Genomic DNA, 14,359 nt, shown 5'->3' on the forward strand with positions numbered 1-14,359 from the left:
CCTGTGCCAGGGTTGCGGGGGCGGCCGACAATCGAGAGCCACTTACAGCCGGCATGACCTGGAGCCGGCGGCTATCAGGCTGCGGACTGGTCTCTTGCCGCGGGCGATTTGCCAACGTAGGAGGCGCGGGGGCGAATCAACCGGCTTTCTTGTCTGAACTCGAGGAAGTGCGCGATATAACCGTAAACCCGGGCCATGGCAAACATGGAGGTAAAGTATTGCGGCGGAATGCCCAGGCTATGGAACACGGCGCCTTTGTAGAACTCCACGTTGGCCCAGATTTCCTTGCCCTTGGCGCTGAACTCCTGCTGGCAGGCCTCTTCGACAGCCACCAGCGTTGCCAGTAGATTTTTGCTCTGTGCGTCCTGGCACAACTCCACTGCCATGGGCTTGAGCACTCTGGCGCGGGGGTCTACGGTGCGGTACTCGCGATGGCCCATACCCATGATTTTCACTTTGTTAGCGAGACAATCTTTGACATAGGCAGCGGCATTCTCCGGGCTGCCGACTTCAACCGCCATTTCCAGGGCCGCTTGATCCGCGCCCCCATGCAATTTACCAAATAGTGTGCCAATGGACGCAGAGATAGAGGACTGGATAGGTGCCAGGGTGCTCGCACAAACGCGTCCGGCGAAGGTGCCCGCATTGAAGCTGTGTTCCATCTGCAGGATCTGCGCTGCATCAAGCATGCGCACCTGCTCGGGGGATGGTGCCTTGCCGTGGAACATGGTCAGGAAGTTTTCATGGCGCAGCTTGCCGGCAATCGGGTGCAGGATGACTTTGTTTTGACCAAGGCGGTTATGGGCGGCAATCAGGCCAGAAAGCTTGGCGGCGATAAACAAGCCTTGCTCTGCGTCCAGGCCCTTGCCCAGGGTGTCTTCTTCGGGCATTTGCAGCAACGGGATCAAGCCCTGCAACATCAGCATGGGGTGTAAGTCGCGGGAAATCTGTCCCAGCAGGTCTTGCTCGGCATGAGAGAGCCGGGCATGTCTGCACATAAAACTCTTCAGGTTGCTTTTCTCCTGTTCATCGGGCCATTCACCGAAAATGACCATCCAGGCCACGTGAAGAAAAGGAACACCAATCAGGTCATTGATGTCTATGCCCCGATAACTGAGTAGGCCCTTGTCTCCCTGAACATCAGAGATGGAGGTTTCGCCTACTACGATGCCAGCCAGATCATAAGAAAATACGGATTGTGTCTTGGACATGCTTGCGGTTCTCTGTTTTGGTACTTTTTCACATTATAGCGCCGTAAATTATTAGTTGGGTTAATCTTACTTATCAAAGTATCAGGATTGCTTATATGCGGTTAGAAAACAGTGAGTTACGAGCGTTTCGTGCCGTAATTGAGGAAGGGGGCTTTCGCAGGGCGGCTGAGGCGCTGCATATCAGCCAGTCTGCGGTCAGTCAGGCGGTTGCTGGCCTGGAAAGTAAGGTGAGCACCTCGCTCATTCGCCGAGGCAAGGAACTCAGGCTCACGGATGCCGGACGTCGCCTGTTCGACCATGCTTTCGAGGTGCTCACCGGCGAGCAACAAACTCTGGAAGATATCGCCCAACTTCGTCAGGGACAGTCGGAGACCCTCAACCTGGCCCTGAGTGCCTCGATTAACCGTTTTAGCGCTCCCAGGCTAATCAGCGCGTTCTACCGGCTTAACCCGCAGGTGCGGATGAAAATATCGGAGATGCCAGCGCGTAACATTATCTACGCGGTGCTCGCGGGAAACGTAGAGCTGGGCTTTGGTCCCTTCCAGAAAGATATGCAGGCGTTTACTACGATCCCTCTTTACACGGACACACGACATTTGGTGGTGAGCCCGGGACATCCCAGGTTTGAGGATATGAAGAAAGGGGATGCCGATGCCTTACAGCAAACCCCGCTGATTACTTCCGCACTGGATAACCCGGAACTGCGCCCTTCCATCCAACGATTGCGCGATCAATTCAGCACGGTGTGGGAAGTCAGCAGTCTGTTACTCCGTATTCACATGGTGAAGGAGGGTATGGGGGTCACATTTATCGACCGGCGTTTATTGCAAGAGCATAACGATTGCGCTGACTTCCATATAATTGATGACGTTTCCTTTAGCACGATTGATAAGCAGGTGGGGCTTTATTATCGCTCCGGCAAACAGCTTAACGAAAGCGCAAACAGCTTTGTCGCCCTATGCGAGGAACACTGGAAATTGTAGAGTGTCGCCACTCACAAAGAGGTAACAACATGGCAGTTAGTTTACGTGGCAGTAATCTGGAAAAACTCACCGAGCAGGTCTATGACGTGCTGATTGTGGGCGGTGGTATCAATGGTGCGGTCGCCGCTGCAGCACTTGCAGGCCGAGGAGTGAAGGTGGCCTTGATCGAAAAGGAAGATTTTGCCAGCGGCGCAAGCTCCAACTCTTCCAATCTTGCCTGGGGTGGGATCAAATATTTGGAGAGCCACGAGTACTTGTTGGTGAACAAATTGTGCAAATCGCGCAACGAGTTGATGCGGGCCTACCCTTCTACTGTTAAGGAAATTCGCTTCTTCACTACTATCCAGCGCGGCTTTCGCTTCTGGTCATTTTTTGTGTTTCTGGGCGCAGTTTTGTACTGGATTATGGGTCGTTTCAAGACGGCTTCACCGAGATACTACACGGCTAAAGATCTTGAGCGTCGCGAGCCCGTGGTCAATACCAGCAATGCAGCCGGAGGCCTCGAATATTCTGATTGCTATCTTTACGACAACGACGCGCGCTTTGTTTTCAACTTTATCCGCACTTCGCTGAACTACGGCTGTATCGCCACCAACTATGTGGAGTCTGTGGCTAATCGCAGAGTGGGTGAACTTTGGTATACCACAGCCCGCGACTGCATGAGCGGCGAGGAATTGCAGATTCGCTCCAGAGTTTTAATTAATGCCTGTGGCCCGTATGCAGATGCTCACAATAAATTGTCCGGGGAGAGTACTGATTATCACCACCTGTTCTCCAAAGGCATTCACCTGATTGTCGATCGGGTGACTGACAACAAACGCGTGCTTACTTTTTTTGCCAGCGATGGCCGCTTGTTTTTCCTCATTCCCATGGGTCCGAAAACCTGCATTGGAACGACAGATACCCAGGTGGAGGATCCCGAAGTCGGCGTGACTCCGCAGGATCGCCAGTTCGTGTTGGACAATGTTAATGCCTTGTTGGACCTGGATGAACCCCTGGTGCCTGAGAATGTTATAGCCGAGCGCGTCGGTGTAAGGCCGCTGGCGATGCAGGGTGAAGGGGGCGCGGCTGACTGGGTTCAGCTATCGCGAAAACATGTTATCGAGCAAAGTGAACATCATCGTCATCTCACCATCTTCGGTGGCAAGCTCACCGATTGCCTCAATGTTGGTGATGAGGTGGTCGATAAGGTAGCTGACATGGGTGTCATTATTCCCTACCCGGAAAACCGGTGGTACGGTGAACCCTCCAGCAGTCAGCGGGACGAGTTTATGCTCCAGGCCCGTTTAATGAACCTCGATGCGCTCACCGACTCGAGTTCCTCGGAATCATTGTCTGAACGCTTTTGGCGGCGCTACGGCACCGCCGCTTTTGGCTTGTTGGAGCGCATCCGTGAGGATGAAAGCTGTGCAACGCTGCTCATAGAAAGTGCTGAATACACCCGTTGCGAAATAGAGCTGGCTGCCCGTCGAGAAATGGTCGTGAAGCTGGAGGACTTTATGCGCCGCCGCTCTAAAATCGAACAGGTAATTCGCTGGGAAAATATCGAGAGCGCCCCGGGCTTAAAGGAAGCCTGCGATATTCTGTTTGGTGAGCAGGCCAATCTACGATTGCAGGAGTACTTGAGCAGAGGGCAAAGCTCGCAGTGAACTCAGCAGTGTAAAAAATGCTGCTATTCCTGCCGAGGTTGGTTGCTTTTCGTTGTTGGGTTGGCTGCGGGGTCCGAATCGCCCAAGATAGGGTGAGCGTTAATCCGGGCCCTGTACTGAGTGCGCAGAATTTGGATACGGCTGGAGGGGGTTTCAACCTGCGCGACGAGACCCTTAATATGGTGTTTAATACCCGCGCCCTAATAGGGTTGGGAGTCAGTGAACCAATGGCACTTACCCCATTTTAGACTGGTTAACGGCTGTTACGCTGTTGAACGCATGTGATAAAAGTTTAAACGATCATGATGAATGACAACTCAGTGCTTCGATATCTGGTAATTGCGATTTTAGGCATTTGCCTGGTATTGGGCGCTTGCCAGAGTCGAGCCCAGGACGGCGTCTTACCCGATTTTGGCGAGGGCAATGCAGTTTCACTTTCCCAGGAATATCTGATGGGAAGAGCGTGGCTGATGCAGTTTCGCCGGCAGGCTCCGATTCTCAGTGACCCACTGATCCAGGACTATACCGAGAATCTTATTTATCGTTTGGCTGTTACCAGCCAGTTGCGCGAGCGGCGTCTTGAAGTGGTGTTGGTCAACAACAAAAGTATTAATGCATTTGCGGTTCCCGGCGGAGTGGTCGGGGTGCATAACGGATTGCTCCTGGCTGCCCAGAGTGAGGCTCAACTGGCATCGGTGTTGGGCCACGAGCTTGCCCACCTGAGTCAACGGCATTTTTCGCGTGGCCAGGAGAATGCGGCGAAGACCGGGAAAATGGCGTTAGCAGGAATGCTCGCGGGGATGGTTGCGGTGGCTGCAGGTGGCGGTGACGCAGGTATAGCTGCAATTGCTGGTTCCCAGGCAGCATCACAGGATGCATCCTTGCGCTACAGCCGACTGCACGAACAGGAGGCTGACCGGGTGGGTATGCAAAATCAGGTAGCAGCAGGTATGGACCCTAAAGGGGCTGCCGGAATGTTTTCAGTCATGCAGGCTCAGTCGCGAAAGTACGGCAGTAGGCCGCCCGAGTTTTTAATGACTCACCCACTGACCGAGAGTCGAATAGCCGATGCGCGTAACAGGGCGGCGCAATTCCCGGCGCGTATTTACCAGGATAATCCTGAGTTCCACTTGATACGAGCGCGCGTAGAGTTGAGTTTTATCGACCAACCTGAACAAGCCGTCGCTTACTTTCGAAAAAAACGTCAGGAACGGAAAGGCGCTGAGGCAGTCGCTGCCCAGTATGCCTTGATTCTGGCGCTGACCAACAATGGCGGGTATGCGGAGGCACGAGAGTTATTAGCTCCGATGCGTGAATATAGTCCGACTAACATGACCTATGCTCTCGCAGAGACGGACATCGACCTGGCAGAAGAAAAATTCGATAGTGCAATAAAAAAGTTGAAGAGGGGTGTTGAACTGGTGCCGGGTAATCATCCGATCACCATTCAGTTGGGCAAAGCCTATTTTAAGGCGGGCCGTTATTCAGAAGCGGACCAGGTACTAACAGCACATGCGAAATTGAAGCCAACTAACGTGACCCTCTGGTATTGGCTGGCGGAAGTACAGGGGCTAGCGGGGAACCGCTTCGGCTTGCATCAGTCGCGAGCCGAGTATTTTTTCCTAAAAGGGGCAATGCCGCCCGCGCTTGATCAGCTGAAACTCGCGTTAAAACTGGCGCCGGATGATGTCTCCATAGAGCGCATCAACCGGCGCATGAGCTTTTTCCACCAGGTGGGGAAAGCCCTGGGTCAGTTTTAATCAGCCGGGATAAGGCAGATTCAACGCTGTCGCCAGATTGGTTTCTACCAGGGTGCCGGCGGGGATGTTGATGCTGGACCCTGAGGTCAAGATTGCTGCCCCCAAACCCACTTTGGCACCTTTTTTGGCGCTGGAGCTGCCGCCATACAGCCCACCTAGCGCAGCGGCCCGTGCAGTGCGACCGGCAGTGCGGCCAGCTTCATTCTTCCCCTGGGCTTTCAAACCCTGGGTGCGCATGCTGTGCATCTGGTCGTCAACCAGCAAGTCGGTAAACTCAATTGTCATGTCGGAAGAACCGGCGAGTCTCCCGGCCTGGGAAGCGCCCAGGATGCGCCCATAGACCGTCGTGCCGCGGCGAGCAGCAGTCACACCATTCACCACTAGCGCACTTTCGAGTTGGCCGCGGAAGCGGTGGCCGGCGGAGTGACGCTTGGTGTCGATAGTTTCAGACATCCGAATCACCAGCCGAGTGCCCTCAGCCACCGTAATCGTCTGTGGTTGATTCTGTTGATTCTGCTGCTTCTGTAATTCCTGTTGGCGGGTGGCTACGCCATCGCTCAGGTAAATACCAACCACTTCAGATTCAGGGTAAGCCTCGATATCGTCACCGGTATTGAACATGATGATGCCGTTACTGCTACCGACCATGTCACCCTCCAGCAAGGTGCCGTCGGCAAGTTCCAGGGTGTCTGCGGTTACTACACTCACAGCCAGTAAAGAGGCAGCTGCGAAGATGGATAGTGTTGATTTCATTGGCATATTTTTCCAGTTGTTTGGGTCAGTCTCAGGCCTGCCCTGAGGCATTTAAAAATACGCTGTTGTCGGGGTCTTATCAACACGAACTGTGCGCGCAATATTCCATAGATCCGCTTCGAGGGGCCAGGGACGCTATTTGTACCGCGGGCGCAAAACAATCCGCAAAGGCATCAAATGATGGCCACACCCGCTAACCAGGGGTGCGCGAAGATGGCGATTGTGACCGCCACCAGGCTGATGATTAGGATTTTGACTTCTTGCCCCATAGCGGGCACATCAGCCTTGACCCATTCACCATCTCGACGGTTGATGAGCACCATCTCCAGTATGGCCCATGTACCCAGGCCGCCGAACAATACCAGTGATCGACTGTCACCGTTCATCATCAGGTGAGCAGCGGCCCAGATTGCCACTCCGGTGAGCTGTGGGTGCCGAACAATCTGCTTGATGCGGGTGGGCACTCCGGCGGCTACGAACAGGATAAAGGCAATGACAATAAGCAGCATGCCCAGGTGACGCGTCCAGAGGGGAAGGGCGTAGAGGAAGCCTGGTTGATCAATGCTGCGCCAGCCAAACACCATCATCAGGAGGGCCGCGACCAATAGTAGCGAAAACACGCCCTTGTAGCCGTCCTCGCCAAGCTTGCCGGTGAGCGATTGCTTGAATGAGTGCCCAACCGAGGGAATGAAATGAACCAGTGACCAGAGTAATACGCCGGCGATGAGAAGGGTCATGTCTTTGTCCATGTTGGTGAGTTGCTAATCAGTCTAGCGCCCATTGTCGACTTCGTCATCTCTGGTATGTCCTGGTGAAAGTAGGCCGCTTGCTTGCGGCTGTTATTTTTCACGTGACAGCATACTGGCCGTAGCGCGGCGTTTAGCCTACAATCCGCGCCCTTTCCTGTCTGCGCATAACAACCACTCCGCCGATCGGTTCCTGACTCCACGTGCCTGATGGCACGTTACAGCAAACTTTAGGTGAGAATTGCGATGTTTGAGATTCATCCGAGCAAAGTCTCGACCGTTAAAAATGACGTTTTGTCCGGCCTGACAGTGGCCCTGGCACTGGTGCCGGAAGCAGTCGCGTTTGCGTTTGTGGCTGGCGTGCAGCCGCTGGTGGGCTTGTACGCTGCCTTTATGGTGGGCCTTATCACCGCCTGCATCGGCGGTCGCCCCGGCATGATTTCCGGGGCAACGGGAGCGCTAGCGGTAGTGATGGTGGCACTAGTTGCCGACCATGGGGTTGAGTACCTGTTTGCGACCGTAGTCCTTATGGGTGTTTTACAGATTGCGGCGGGCGCTATGCGCCTGGGTAAGTTTATCCGGATGGTGCCCCATCCGGTCATGCTGGGCTTTGTGAATGGCCTGGCGATCGTAATTTTTCTTGCCCAGTTGGGCCAGTTTGGCAATCCCGGTGAAGCAGGGTGGCTGGCAGGGACCTTTATGGAAGGCAGCATCGTTGATGTCGCCTGGTTAGAGGGCCAGCAGCTATACATGTTGCTGGGGCTTGTGGCGCTGACTATGGCGATCATCCACTTCCTACCCCGTCTGACTAAGGCGATCCCTTCTTCGCTGGTGGCTATCGTCGTGGTTAGCCTGCTGGTGGTTGGTCTTAGTCTCGACACCAAAGTTGTGGGTGATGTGGCATCAATAAGCGGTGGTTTGCCTGAGTTTCATATCCCTATGGTCCCTCTAACCTGGGAGACATTTACTATTATTTTGCCCTACTCGGTCATTCTTGCTGCCATTGGGTTAATTGAGTCCTTGCTGACATTGCGTCTGGTGGATGAAATCACGGAATCTCGCGGGCGTGGCAATAAAGAGTGCGTGGGTCAGGGCGTGGCCAACGTGGCCACTGGTTTCTTCGGTGGCATGGGTGGTTGCGCAATGATCGGCCAGAGCATGATCAATGTGAACTCCGGGGGTCGCGGCCGTCTGTCAGGTATCTCAGCGGCCTTGTTCTTACTGGCCTTTATTCTGGTTGCCTCGTCGTTGATCGAGCAGATTCCGCTGGCCGCACTGATCGGCGTGATGTTTATTGTTGTAATAGGGACCTTCGAATGGAGTAGCTTCCGAGTGCTGCGCAAGGTACCCAAGTCTGACGCGCTGGTTCTTATTCTGGTCTCAGCGGTCACCGTAGCCACAGATCTTGCGGTTGCGGTTGTTGTGGGTGTGATTGTGTCGGCGCTCGTATTTGCCTGGGAGCACGCCAAGCAGATCAACGTTCAGGCTCGGGAAGACCATAAGGGCTCTACTGTGTATGCGGTGTCCGGCCCTCTCTTCTTCGGTTCGGTCACTTCATTTCTGGAGCAGTTTGATCCCGGTGAATCCAACGAAGACGTCGTGATCGATTTTGCAGGGTCTCGAGTGTGTGACCACTCAGGGCTCGAGGCCATTGATACATTGGCAGAGCGCTACCTCAATTCTGGCAAGATCCTGCACCTTGTGCATTTGTCGGGTGAGTGCAAGCAGTTACTGCGCAAGGCGGGCAACCTCGTTGAAGTCAACGTGATCGAGGACCCGAAATACTTTGTGGCAGAAGACGCGCTGGGCTAGTGCACTAAGACTGCGGCTCGGTTCCGTGTACGCCCAGGTAGTGTGAACTGGGCTTAACTTTTTCGGACAACTGTTCGCTGAACTCGTAAAGTCGCTCGTAACGGGTGTCCTTGATCAGCCACTTCCCGTTTTCCTTTACGTAACGATCCCAGTACAGCAGTGTGCCGGTGGTGTAGTACTTGTGGTTTATCACCCAGAACTTGTCTTCCAGATACCAGATACCAGTCGCTTCGGTTTCCGAGAGCATTTGAATTTCAGGATGGTGACCATGATGCTGGCCAATGGACTGTTTGGTGAATGACTGCTCCATTCCTGTCACATACTCCTGCTTGCCGTTGTATTGCAGGTGGTAGTTGCCGCCCTTGAAATCCACCTGAACGTCGTCATGGAACAAGGTGGCTAATTCTTCGAAGTTGGCAGTGTCGATACAGCGAAAATAGGCATGCTTCAGCTGTTTGATGGCTTCCATATCCATCAGGCGTTGTATGTCTTTGCGCAACTCCTCCATGCCCCCTGCGGAGGCTTGCAGGGGCAATCCTTCGCCAATTCCCATGTTTTCCTTGTTGAGCTTTTGACGTGTCTCTGACATCAGCCTTCTCCCGGCAATAATGGTTTGCTTGAAGTAACAAGGTAATGCGGGCGCCGCGCGCTGACAACCGCCATTGCAGCCAATACTATTGACTGCAGCGCTCGCGGTCTGGCCGCGAAGAGAGCTTGCAGGGAACTGCCGGCGTCAGCTTTCGACAAAGGCCCGTTCGATGACGTACTCGCCGACTTCACCGTTGCGGGTCTCACGGAAGCCGCGACTATCCAGCAGCTTGCCGATGTCTTTGAGCATGCTGGGGCTGCCACAAATCATGAAGCGGTCGTTTTGTGGATCAATGGCAGACAGTCCTATGTCCTTTTCCAGCTTGCCAATGCGCAGCAGGTCAGTCAGGCGGCCATTGTTGACGTATTTCTCCCGGGTGACTGTGGGGTAATAAATGAGCTTGTCGCGCACATCCTCGCCAAGATACTCATGGTTGGGCAGGTGTTCGGTGATGAGCTCCTGATAGGCCAGTTCTTCCACTTCGCGACAACCGTGGGTGAGGATGACCTTGTCGTAGATCTCGTAAATCTCAGGGTCGCGGATAATGCTGAGGAAAGGTGCCAGCCCGGTTCCGGTCGCTATCAAGTAGAGGTTTTTCCCGGGCAGCAGGTTGTCAGGAATCAGCGTGCCAGTGGCCTTGCTGTTCACCAGTAGCTCGTCGCCTGGCTGAATGTTCTGCAGCTTTGAGGTCAGTGGTCCGTCCGGCACTTTGATACTGAAAAATTCTAGCTCGTCTTCATGATTGGCGCTGGCCAGGCTGTAGGCTCGCATCAGCGGCTTGCCCTCGTGTTCGAGTCCAATCATGGTGAAAAAGCCATTTTTGAAGCGAAAGCCTTGATTCCTGGTCGTCTTGAAGCTGAACAAACTGTCAGTCCAGTGGTGTACTTCGGTCACCTGTTCACGCAGCAGTGATGCCATTGCTCTGTACCTGTGGTGTTAATGCTAACCAGAATAACCGCTGGCCTATAAACTGTAAAACAGATATATTCGATTTTATTAATCGGAAAAATAGATATGAGATTCACCTTTCGCCAGCTACAAGTGTTTTTGGCGACCGCCAGATTTGAGAACGTCAGTCGCGCCGCTGAGTCCTTAGCCATGTCCCAATCTGCTGCCAGTGGCTCCCTGAAGGAGTTAGAGCAGCAGTTTGAAGTGCAGCTGTTCGATCGTCTGGGCAAGCGCTTGCAGCTGAGTGAGCTGGGCCGCCAGGTTCGCCCCCAGGCCGAAAGATTACTCGCCCAGGCGCAAGACTTTGAGGCCGCTTTAAGCACTGAGGAGGGCAGCGGTGCCTTGCGCGTCGGTGCAACCTTGACCATCGGCAATTACCTCGCCGTGCCAATGATCGCCGTCTTTCGCGAGCGATACACTCAGGCCGATGTGGCACTGCAGGTAGCAAATACAAAAACCATAGCGCGTCAGGTAGCGGACTTTGAGCTGGACCTGGGCATGATCGAGGGCGAGATGAATCACCCTCAACTGGAAACAATCCACTGGCGCGAAGACGAGCTACAGGTTTTCGCCGCCCCTGGACACCCATTAGCGGGAGTGTCGCAGGTATCTGACGACCAGTTGATGAGTCAGCGCTGGATTATGCGTGAATCGGGCTCGGGCACGCGCCAGGCGTTTGAGCGCGCCATGCACGGCATCCTCACCGATCTAGATATATCGATGGAGCTCCAACATACGGAGGCCATCAAGCGCGCTGTAGAGGCGGGCCTGGGCGTCGCTTGCCTGTCCAAGATCAGTCTTAAGGAAGCGTTTCAGCGGGGCTCGCTAATTCCCTTGAGTATTCCGCACCGTGATTTCAGTCGTCAGCTAAATTTGATATTGCAGCGTGATAAATTTCACACAGCTACACTGGAAAGGTGGCTGTCACTTTGCAGGGAAACCGCCCAATGAAGAAGAACAAAACTCAATTTTTTGATGAACCAGAAGACTCAAAAGCCCAGGTAAACTTTGGTCGAGCCCTGAAGCATCTTTTGGTATTCCAGTTGAAACTCGGCGCTGACGCATTTCGGGACCTGCTGATGAGCCCACTCAGCGTGTTGGTTTTTTTCCTCGACTGGATTCGCAAGCCCGCCGTGGAAGACAGTTTGTATCTGCGCTTGATGGTGCTGGGGCGCCGGTCTGACCGCTTTATCAATCTCTTTGATCAATACCAGAACAAAGGGCACCAAACCATGGATCAAGCCATTGAGACAGTAGGACGAATGGCGGCCGACGCCTCTCGGAACCAGGATCAAAGCGCGGAGAAAGAAATCGAGGCCAAGCGCTGACATGTGCAATCAATTTTGGCTCGTTTGCGCATTGTCTCTATACTTTAAAGCAGCGCTTCGCTTCATTTACTCGCCAAGAAGGATTGGATTATGAAAGGTGATGGAACAATTATTGGCTACCTGAACCGGGTTCTCACTCTGGAACTGACCTCCATTAATCAGTATTTTCTGCACGCCCGGATGTTTCGCAACTGGGGGCTGGAAGCCTTGAATGAAAAGAATTACAAGAAGTCGATCAAGGATATGAAACAAGCGGACGAACTTATTGAGCGCATCCTTTTTCTGGAAGGCCTCCCCAATTTACAGCAGTTGGAAAAGGTGCGAATCGGCGAGCATACGGTGGAAATGCAGCAATGCGATATGGCCTTCCAGCTGGAGCAGCTCGCCTTGCTCAGGGAGGCGATTGCCTGTTGTGAGCAAGTGCAGGATTTTGTCAGTCGCGATTTGCTTGAGGAAATACTCGAGTATGAAGAGAGTCACGTAGACTGGATTGAGACGCAGCAGTATCTGATTGAAAATACCAGTCTGGAAAACTACCTGCAGGCGCAGATCTGAACCCAGCATTAAAGGAGGACGTCACCATGAAAGGCAGTAATAAAGTAATTGCCGAGTTGAACGGGTTGCTGGCTTGGGAGTTGGCCGCCATGGACCAGTATTTTATTCACGCGCGGATGTACGACGACTGGGGACTGCAGAAGTTATTTGAGCGGATCGAACACGAGTTTGATGACGAAAAAGGTCACGCCGCAGCGCTTATTGAACGCATGCTTTTTCTCGAGGGAACGCCGGATATGACGACGCGCCCGCCGTTACAGGTCGGTAAAACTGTGCCCGAGATGTTGCAGAATGACTTGAATGTAGAGCTGGCCGTTGACCAGGCTTTAAAAGACGCGATCAAGGTGTGTGAGAGCGAACAGGACTATCACAGCCGTGAAATACTGGAAAAGCTGCTTGAAGACACCGAGGTCGATCATACTTGGTGGCTCGAAAAGCAGTTGGGGCTGATTGACAAGGTGGGTTTACAGAACTATCTGCAGTCACAGATGAGTTAATCACCGCGCCCCATCACCGAAGTCTGATGGAGGGCTCCAGCATGGGGCGCTTTAGTTTGTTCAAGCTACAAGCGCGTTTTGAATGTTGGCAGCTTGCGCGCGCAATTACACGCCGTAATGCGTCGCCGTCAGGTCTATTGACTGGACCAGCATATCGACCAGCGAGTCAATCTCGCTGATACTGGATACCAAAGGTGGAGCCATAATCATCGCATCGCCGGTTTGGCGCACCATCAACCCCAGCTCGTTAGCCGTGTTGCGACAGAATACGGCGCCCGCAGATTCCGGAGCAAGCTTCTCCCTGGAAGCCTTGTCTTTCACCAGCTCAACGGCGGCAAACATGCCGCGACCGCGCACCTGGCCAACCAGTGGGTGATCTGCCAGTTCCTGCAAGCGTCCCTGGAAGTGCGGGGCGAGCTTGTTGGCAGCGTCGGCAATGATATTGCTCTCACGCAGTATCTTTAGCGTAGCCACGCCCGCGGCAGCTGCGGACGGATGGCCTGAGTAGGTCAGGCCATGGGTGAATTCGCCTTCACTGGAAAGCAGAGCGTCAGCAACCTTGTCACTCACCATGACGCCGCCCAGGGGCTGGAAGCCATTAGTGACAGCTTTGGCGAAGGTCATCAGGTCGGGCTTAATACCGTAGGTTTCTGAGCCAAACCACTGGCCGGTGCGACCAAAGCCACAGATGACTTCGTCTGCGATGAGCAGAATGTCGCGCTCGTCACAAATTCGCTGAACTTCTGGCCAGTAGGAATCCGGAGGAATGATAACGCCACCGGCGCCCTGTACAGGCTCGGCGATGAATGCGGCGACATTGTCTTCACCCAGTTCATCGATTTTCTCCTCCAGCTGCCGTGCAACACGCAGGCCAAATTCATTGGGGTCTTCGTCCGGGCCTACTGCAAACCAGTGCGGCTGGTCGATGTGGTGAACATAGTCCAGGCCGTTGGTTTGCTCATGCATGCCACTCATGCCACCCAGCGAGGCGGCGGCAATAGTGGAACCGTGGTAAGCGTTGTTGCGACTGATAATGTGCTTTTTCTCGGGGCGACCCTGCACCTGGTAGTAGCGGCTGACCAGTCGCAGGTTGGTGTCGTTGGCCTCAGAGCCGGAGTTAGTGAAGAACACGTGATTGAAGCGCTCTTCGGTGATGTCTACCAATGCCTTTGCCAGTTCGATTGCCGGCTCATTGGCGCACTGGAAAAAGCTGTTGTAATAAGGCAGCTTGTGCATTTGCTCGGTGACGGCTTCAACAATAGCCGGCTGGCTATAACCCAGGTTGCAGCACCAGAGCCCAGACATACCGTCCAGCATCTTGTGGCCATTACTGTCATAGATATAAATGTGCTCGGCGCGGGAAAAAATCCTGCCGCCGTTCGTTGCGTAGTCCCTGAAGTCCGTGAATGGGTGCAGGTAGTGGGATTGATCCAGCTGCTCAAGGTTGCCGGTGGTGGCTTGCATGTTCATGTTACTGCTCTCCCTTTTGGAACGCATCGTGTATGGCGCTGTTGCTATACCCTGAAGT

The 14,359-nt window shown here is 53.9% G+C and carries 14 protein-coding genes; 8 read left to right on the forward strand and 6 right to left on the reverse strand.

All coding sequences use genetic code 11. From position 1 onward, the window contains the following. Nucleotides 1-74 precede the first annotated feature (74 nt). Nucleotides 75-1,211 (reverse strand): citrate/2-methylcitrate synthase, encoded by a 1,137-nt coding sequence (locus tag EYC87_RS10485; protein WP_279252822.1) that lies wholly within the window; start codon nucleotides 1,209-1,211, stop codon nucleotides 75-77. Between the two features lie 95 nt (nucleotides 1,212-1,306). On the opposite strand from EYC87_RS10485, the gene EYC87_RS10490 reads away from it, so the two are divergent. From EYC87_RS10490 to EYC87_RS10500, 3 genes are all read left to right on the forward strand, one after another. Next, on the forward strand, nucleotides 1,307-2,194 hold the full coding sequence (locus EYC87_RS10490; protein ID WP_279252823.1) for a LysR family transcriptional regulator: 888 nt from the start codon (nucleotides 1,307-1,309) through the stop codon (nucleotides 2,192-2,194). Between the two features lie 29 nt (nucleotides 2,195-2,223). Continuing rightward, a complete protein-coding gene (locus EYC87_RS10495) occupies nucleotides 2,224-3,843 on the forward strand; it encodes a glycerol-3-phosphate dehydrogenase/oxidase (protein ID WP_279252824.1) in 1,620 nt (539 codons plus the stop codon). A 302-nt stretch (nucleotides 3,844-4,145) separates the two neighbouring features. Further along, nucleotides 4,146-5,603 carry a M48 family metalloprotease gene (locus EYC87_RS10500; protein WP_279252825.1) on the forward strand — a complete coding sequence of 486 codons (1,458 nt, stop codon included), beginning with the start codon at nucleotides 4,146-4,148 and terminating at the stop codon, nucleotides 5,601-5,603. Here the strand turns inward: EYC87_RS10500 and EYC87_RS10505 are convergent, their stop codons facing one another. Beyond that, entirely contained in the window at nucleotides 5,604-6,356 is a 753-nt protein-coding gene (locus EYC87_RS10505; RefSeq protein WP_040541596.1) for a hypothetical protein, read from the reverse strand. 173 nt (nucleotides 6,357-6,529) lie between these two features. Further along, entirely contained in the window at nucleotides 6,530-7,093 is a 564-nt protein-coding gene (locus EYC87_RS10510; RefSeq protein WP_279252826.1) for an NnrU family protein, read from the reverse strand. Between the two features lie 255 nt (nucleotides 7,094-7,348). On the opposite strand from EYC87_RS10510, the gene EYC87_RS10515 reads away from it, so the two are divergent. Further along, the gene (locus EYC87_RS10515; protein WP_279252827.1) at nucleotides 7,349-8,914 is read left to right on the forward strand and encodes a SulP family inorganic anion transporter; all 1,566 of its coding nucleotides are present in this window, start codon (nucleotides 7,349-7,351) and stop codon (nucleotides 8,912-8,914) included. A 4-nt stretch (nucleotides 8,915-8,918) separates the two neighbouring features. Here the strand turns inward: EYC87_RS10515 and EYC87_RS10520 are convergent, their stop codons facing one another. Together EYC87_RS10520 and EYC87_RS10525 are read right to left on the reverse strand one after the other, a co-directional pair. Next, a complete protein-coding gene (locus EYC87_RS10520) occupies nucleotides 8,919-9,503 on the reverse strand; it encodes a nuclear transport factor 2 family protein (RefSeq protein ID WP_279252828.1) in 585 nt (194 codons plus the stop codon). Between the two features lie 144 nt (nucleotides 9,504-9,647). Next, on the reverse strand, nucleotides 9,648-10,421 hold the full coding sequence (locus tag EYC87_RS10525; protein ID WP_279252829.1) for a ferredoxin--NADP reductase: 774 nt from the start codon (nucleotides 10,419-10,421) through the stop codon (nucleotides 9,648-9,650). Nucleotides 10,422-10,517: 96 nt separating this feature from the next. On the opposite strand from EYC87_RS10525, the gene EYC87_RS10530 reads away from it, so the two are divergent. From EYC87_RS10530 to bfr (EYC87_RS10545), 4 genes are all read left to right on the forward strand, one after another. After that, nucleotides 10,518-11,402: a LysR substrate-binding domain-containing protein gene (locus EYC87_RS10530; protein ID WP_279252830.1), complete on the forward strand. Its 885-nt coding sequence runs from the start codon at nucleotides 10,518-10,520 to the stop codon at nucleotides 11,400-11,402. Next, nucleotides 11,399-11,779 carry a hypothetical protein gene (locus EYC87_RS10535; protein WP_007229496.1) on the forward strand — a complete coding sequence of 127 codons (381 nt, stop codon included), beginning with the start codon at nucleotides 11,399-11,401 and terminating at the stop codon, nucleotides 11,777-11,779. The genes EYC87_RS10530 and EYC87_RS10535 overlap by 4 nt, the downstream gene beginning before the upstream one ends. Nucleotides 11,780-11,869: 90 nt before the next feature. Next, nucleotides 11,870-12,334, forward strand: a complete 465-nt coding sequence (gene bfr, locus EYC87_RS10540; protein WP_279252831.1) for a bacterioferritin — start codon at nucleotides 11,870-11,872, stop codon at nucleotides 12,332-12,334. A 26-nt stretch (nucleotides 12,335-12,360) separates the two neighbouring features. Further along, nucleotides 12,361-12,831 (forward strand): bacterioferritin, encoded by a 471-nt coding sequence (gene bfr, locus EYC87_RS10545; protein WP_279252832.1) that lies wholly within the window; start codon nucleotides 12,361-12,363, stop codon nucleotides 12,829-12,831. A gap of 105 nt (nucleotides 12,832-12,936) precedes the next feature. Here the strand turns inward: bfr (EYC87_RS10545) and EYC87_RS10550 are convergent, their stop codons facing one another. Beyond that, the gene (locus EYC87_RS10550) at nucleotides 12,937-14,301 is read right to left on the reverse strand and encodes an aminotransferase (protein ID WP_279252833.1); all 1,365 of its coding nucleotides are present in this window, start codon (nucleotides 14,299-14,301) and stop codon (nucleotides 12,937-12,939) included. Between the last annotated feature and the right edge of the window lie 58 nt (nucleotides 14,302-14,359).

Source organism: Candidatus Seongchinamella marina (assembly GCF_026262685.1).
GTDB classification, from domain to species: domain Bacteria; phylum Pseudomonadota; class Gammaproteobacteria; order Pseudomonadales; family Halieaceae; genus Halioglobus; species Halioglobus marinus.

What these genes read in the sequence shown, in the direction of transcription:
- EYC87_RS10525 (WP_279252829.1), bottom strand. Translation starts at nt 10,421, where the DNA reads ATGGCATCACTGCTGCGTGAACAGGTGACCGAAGTACACCACTGGACT.
- EYC87_RS10515 (WP_279252827.1), top strand. Translation starts at nt 7,349, where the DNA reads ATGTTTGAGATTCATCCGAGCAAAGTCTCGACCGTTAAAAATGACGTT.
- bfr (WP_279252831.1), top strand. Translation starts at nt 11,870, where the DNA reads ATGAAAGGTGATGGAACAATTATTGGCTACCTGAACCGGGTTCTCACT.
- EYC87_RS10490 (WP_279252823.1), top strand. Translation starts at nt 1,307, where the DNA reads ATGCGGTTAGAAAACAGTGAGTTACGAGCGTTTCGTGCCGTAATTGAG.
- EYC87_RS10495 (WP_279252824.1), top strand. Translation starts at nt 2,224, where the DNA reads ATGGCAGTTAGTTTACGTGGCAGTAATCTGGAAAAACTCACCGAGCAG.
- EYC87_RS10510 (WP_279252826.1), bottom strand. Translation starts at nt 7,093, where the DNA reads ATGACCCTTCTCATCGCCGGCGTATTACTCTGGTCACTGGTTCATTTC.
- EYC87_RS10550 (WP_279252833.1), bottom strand. Translation starts at nt 14,301, where the DNA reads ATGAACATGCAAGCCACCACCGGCAACCTTGAGCAGCTGGATCAATCC.
- EYC87_RS10530 (WP_279252830.1), top strand. Translation starts at nt 10,518, where the DNA reads ATGAGATTCACCTTTCGCCAGCTACAAGTGTTTTTGGCGACCGCCAGA.
- EYC87_RS10535 (WP_007229496.1), top strand. Translation starts at nt 11,399, where the DNA reads ATGAAGAAGAACAAAACTCAATTTTTTGATGAACCAGAAGACTCAAAA.
- bfr (WP_279252832.1), top strand. Translation starts at nt 12,361, where the DNA reads ATGAAAGGCAGTAATAAAGTAATTGCCGAGTTGAACGGGTTGCTGGCT.
- EYC87_RS10520 (WP_279252828.1), bottom strand. Translation starts at nt 9,503, where the DNA reads ATGTCAGAGACACGTCAAAAGCTCAACAAGGAAAACATGGGAATTGGC.
- EYC87_RS10500 (WP_279252825.1), top strand. Translation starts at nt 4,146, where the DNA reads ATGATGAATGACAACTCAGTGCTTCGATATCTGGTAATTGCGATTTTA.
- EYC87_RS10505 (WP_040541596.1), bottom strand. Translation starts at nt 6,356, where the DNA reads ATGAAATCAACACTATCCATCTTCGCAGCTGCCTCTTTACTGGCTGTG.
- EYC87_RS10485 (WP_279252822.1), bottom strand. Translation starts at nt 1,211, where the DNA reads ATGTCCAAGACACAATCCGTATTTTCTTATGATCTGGCTGGCATCGTA.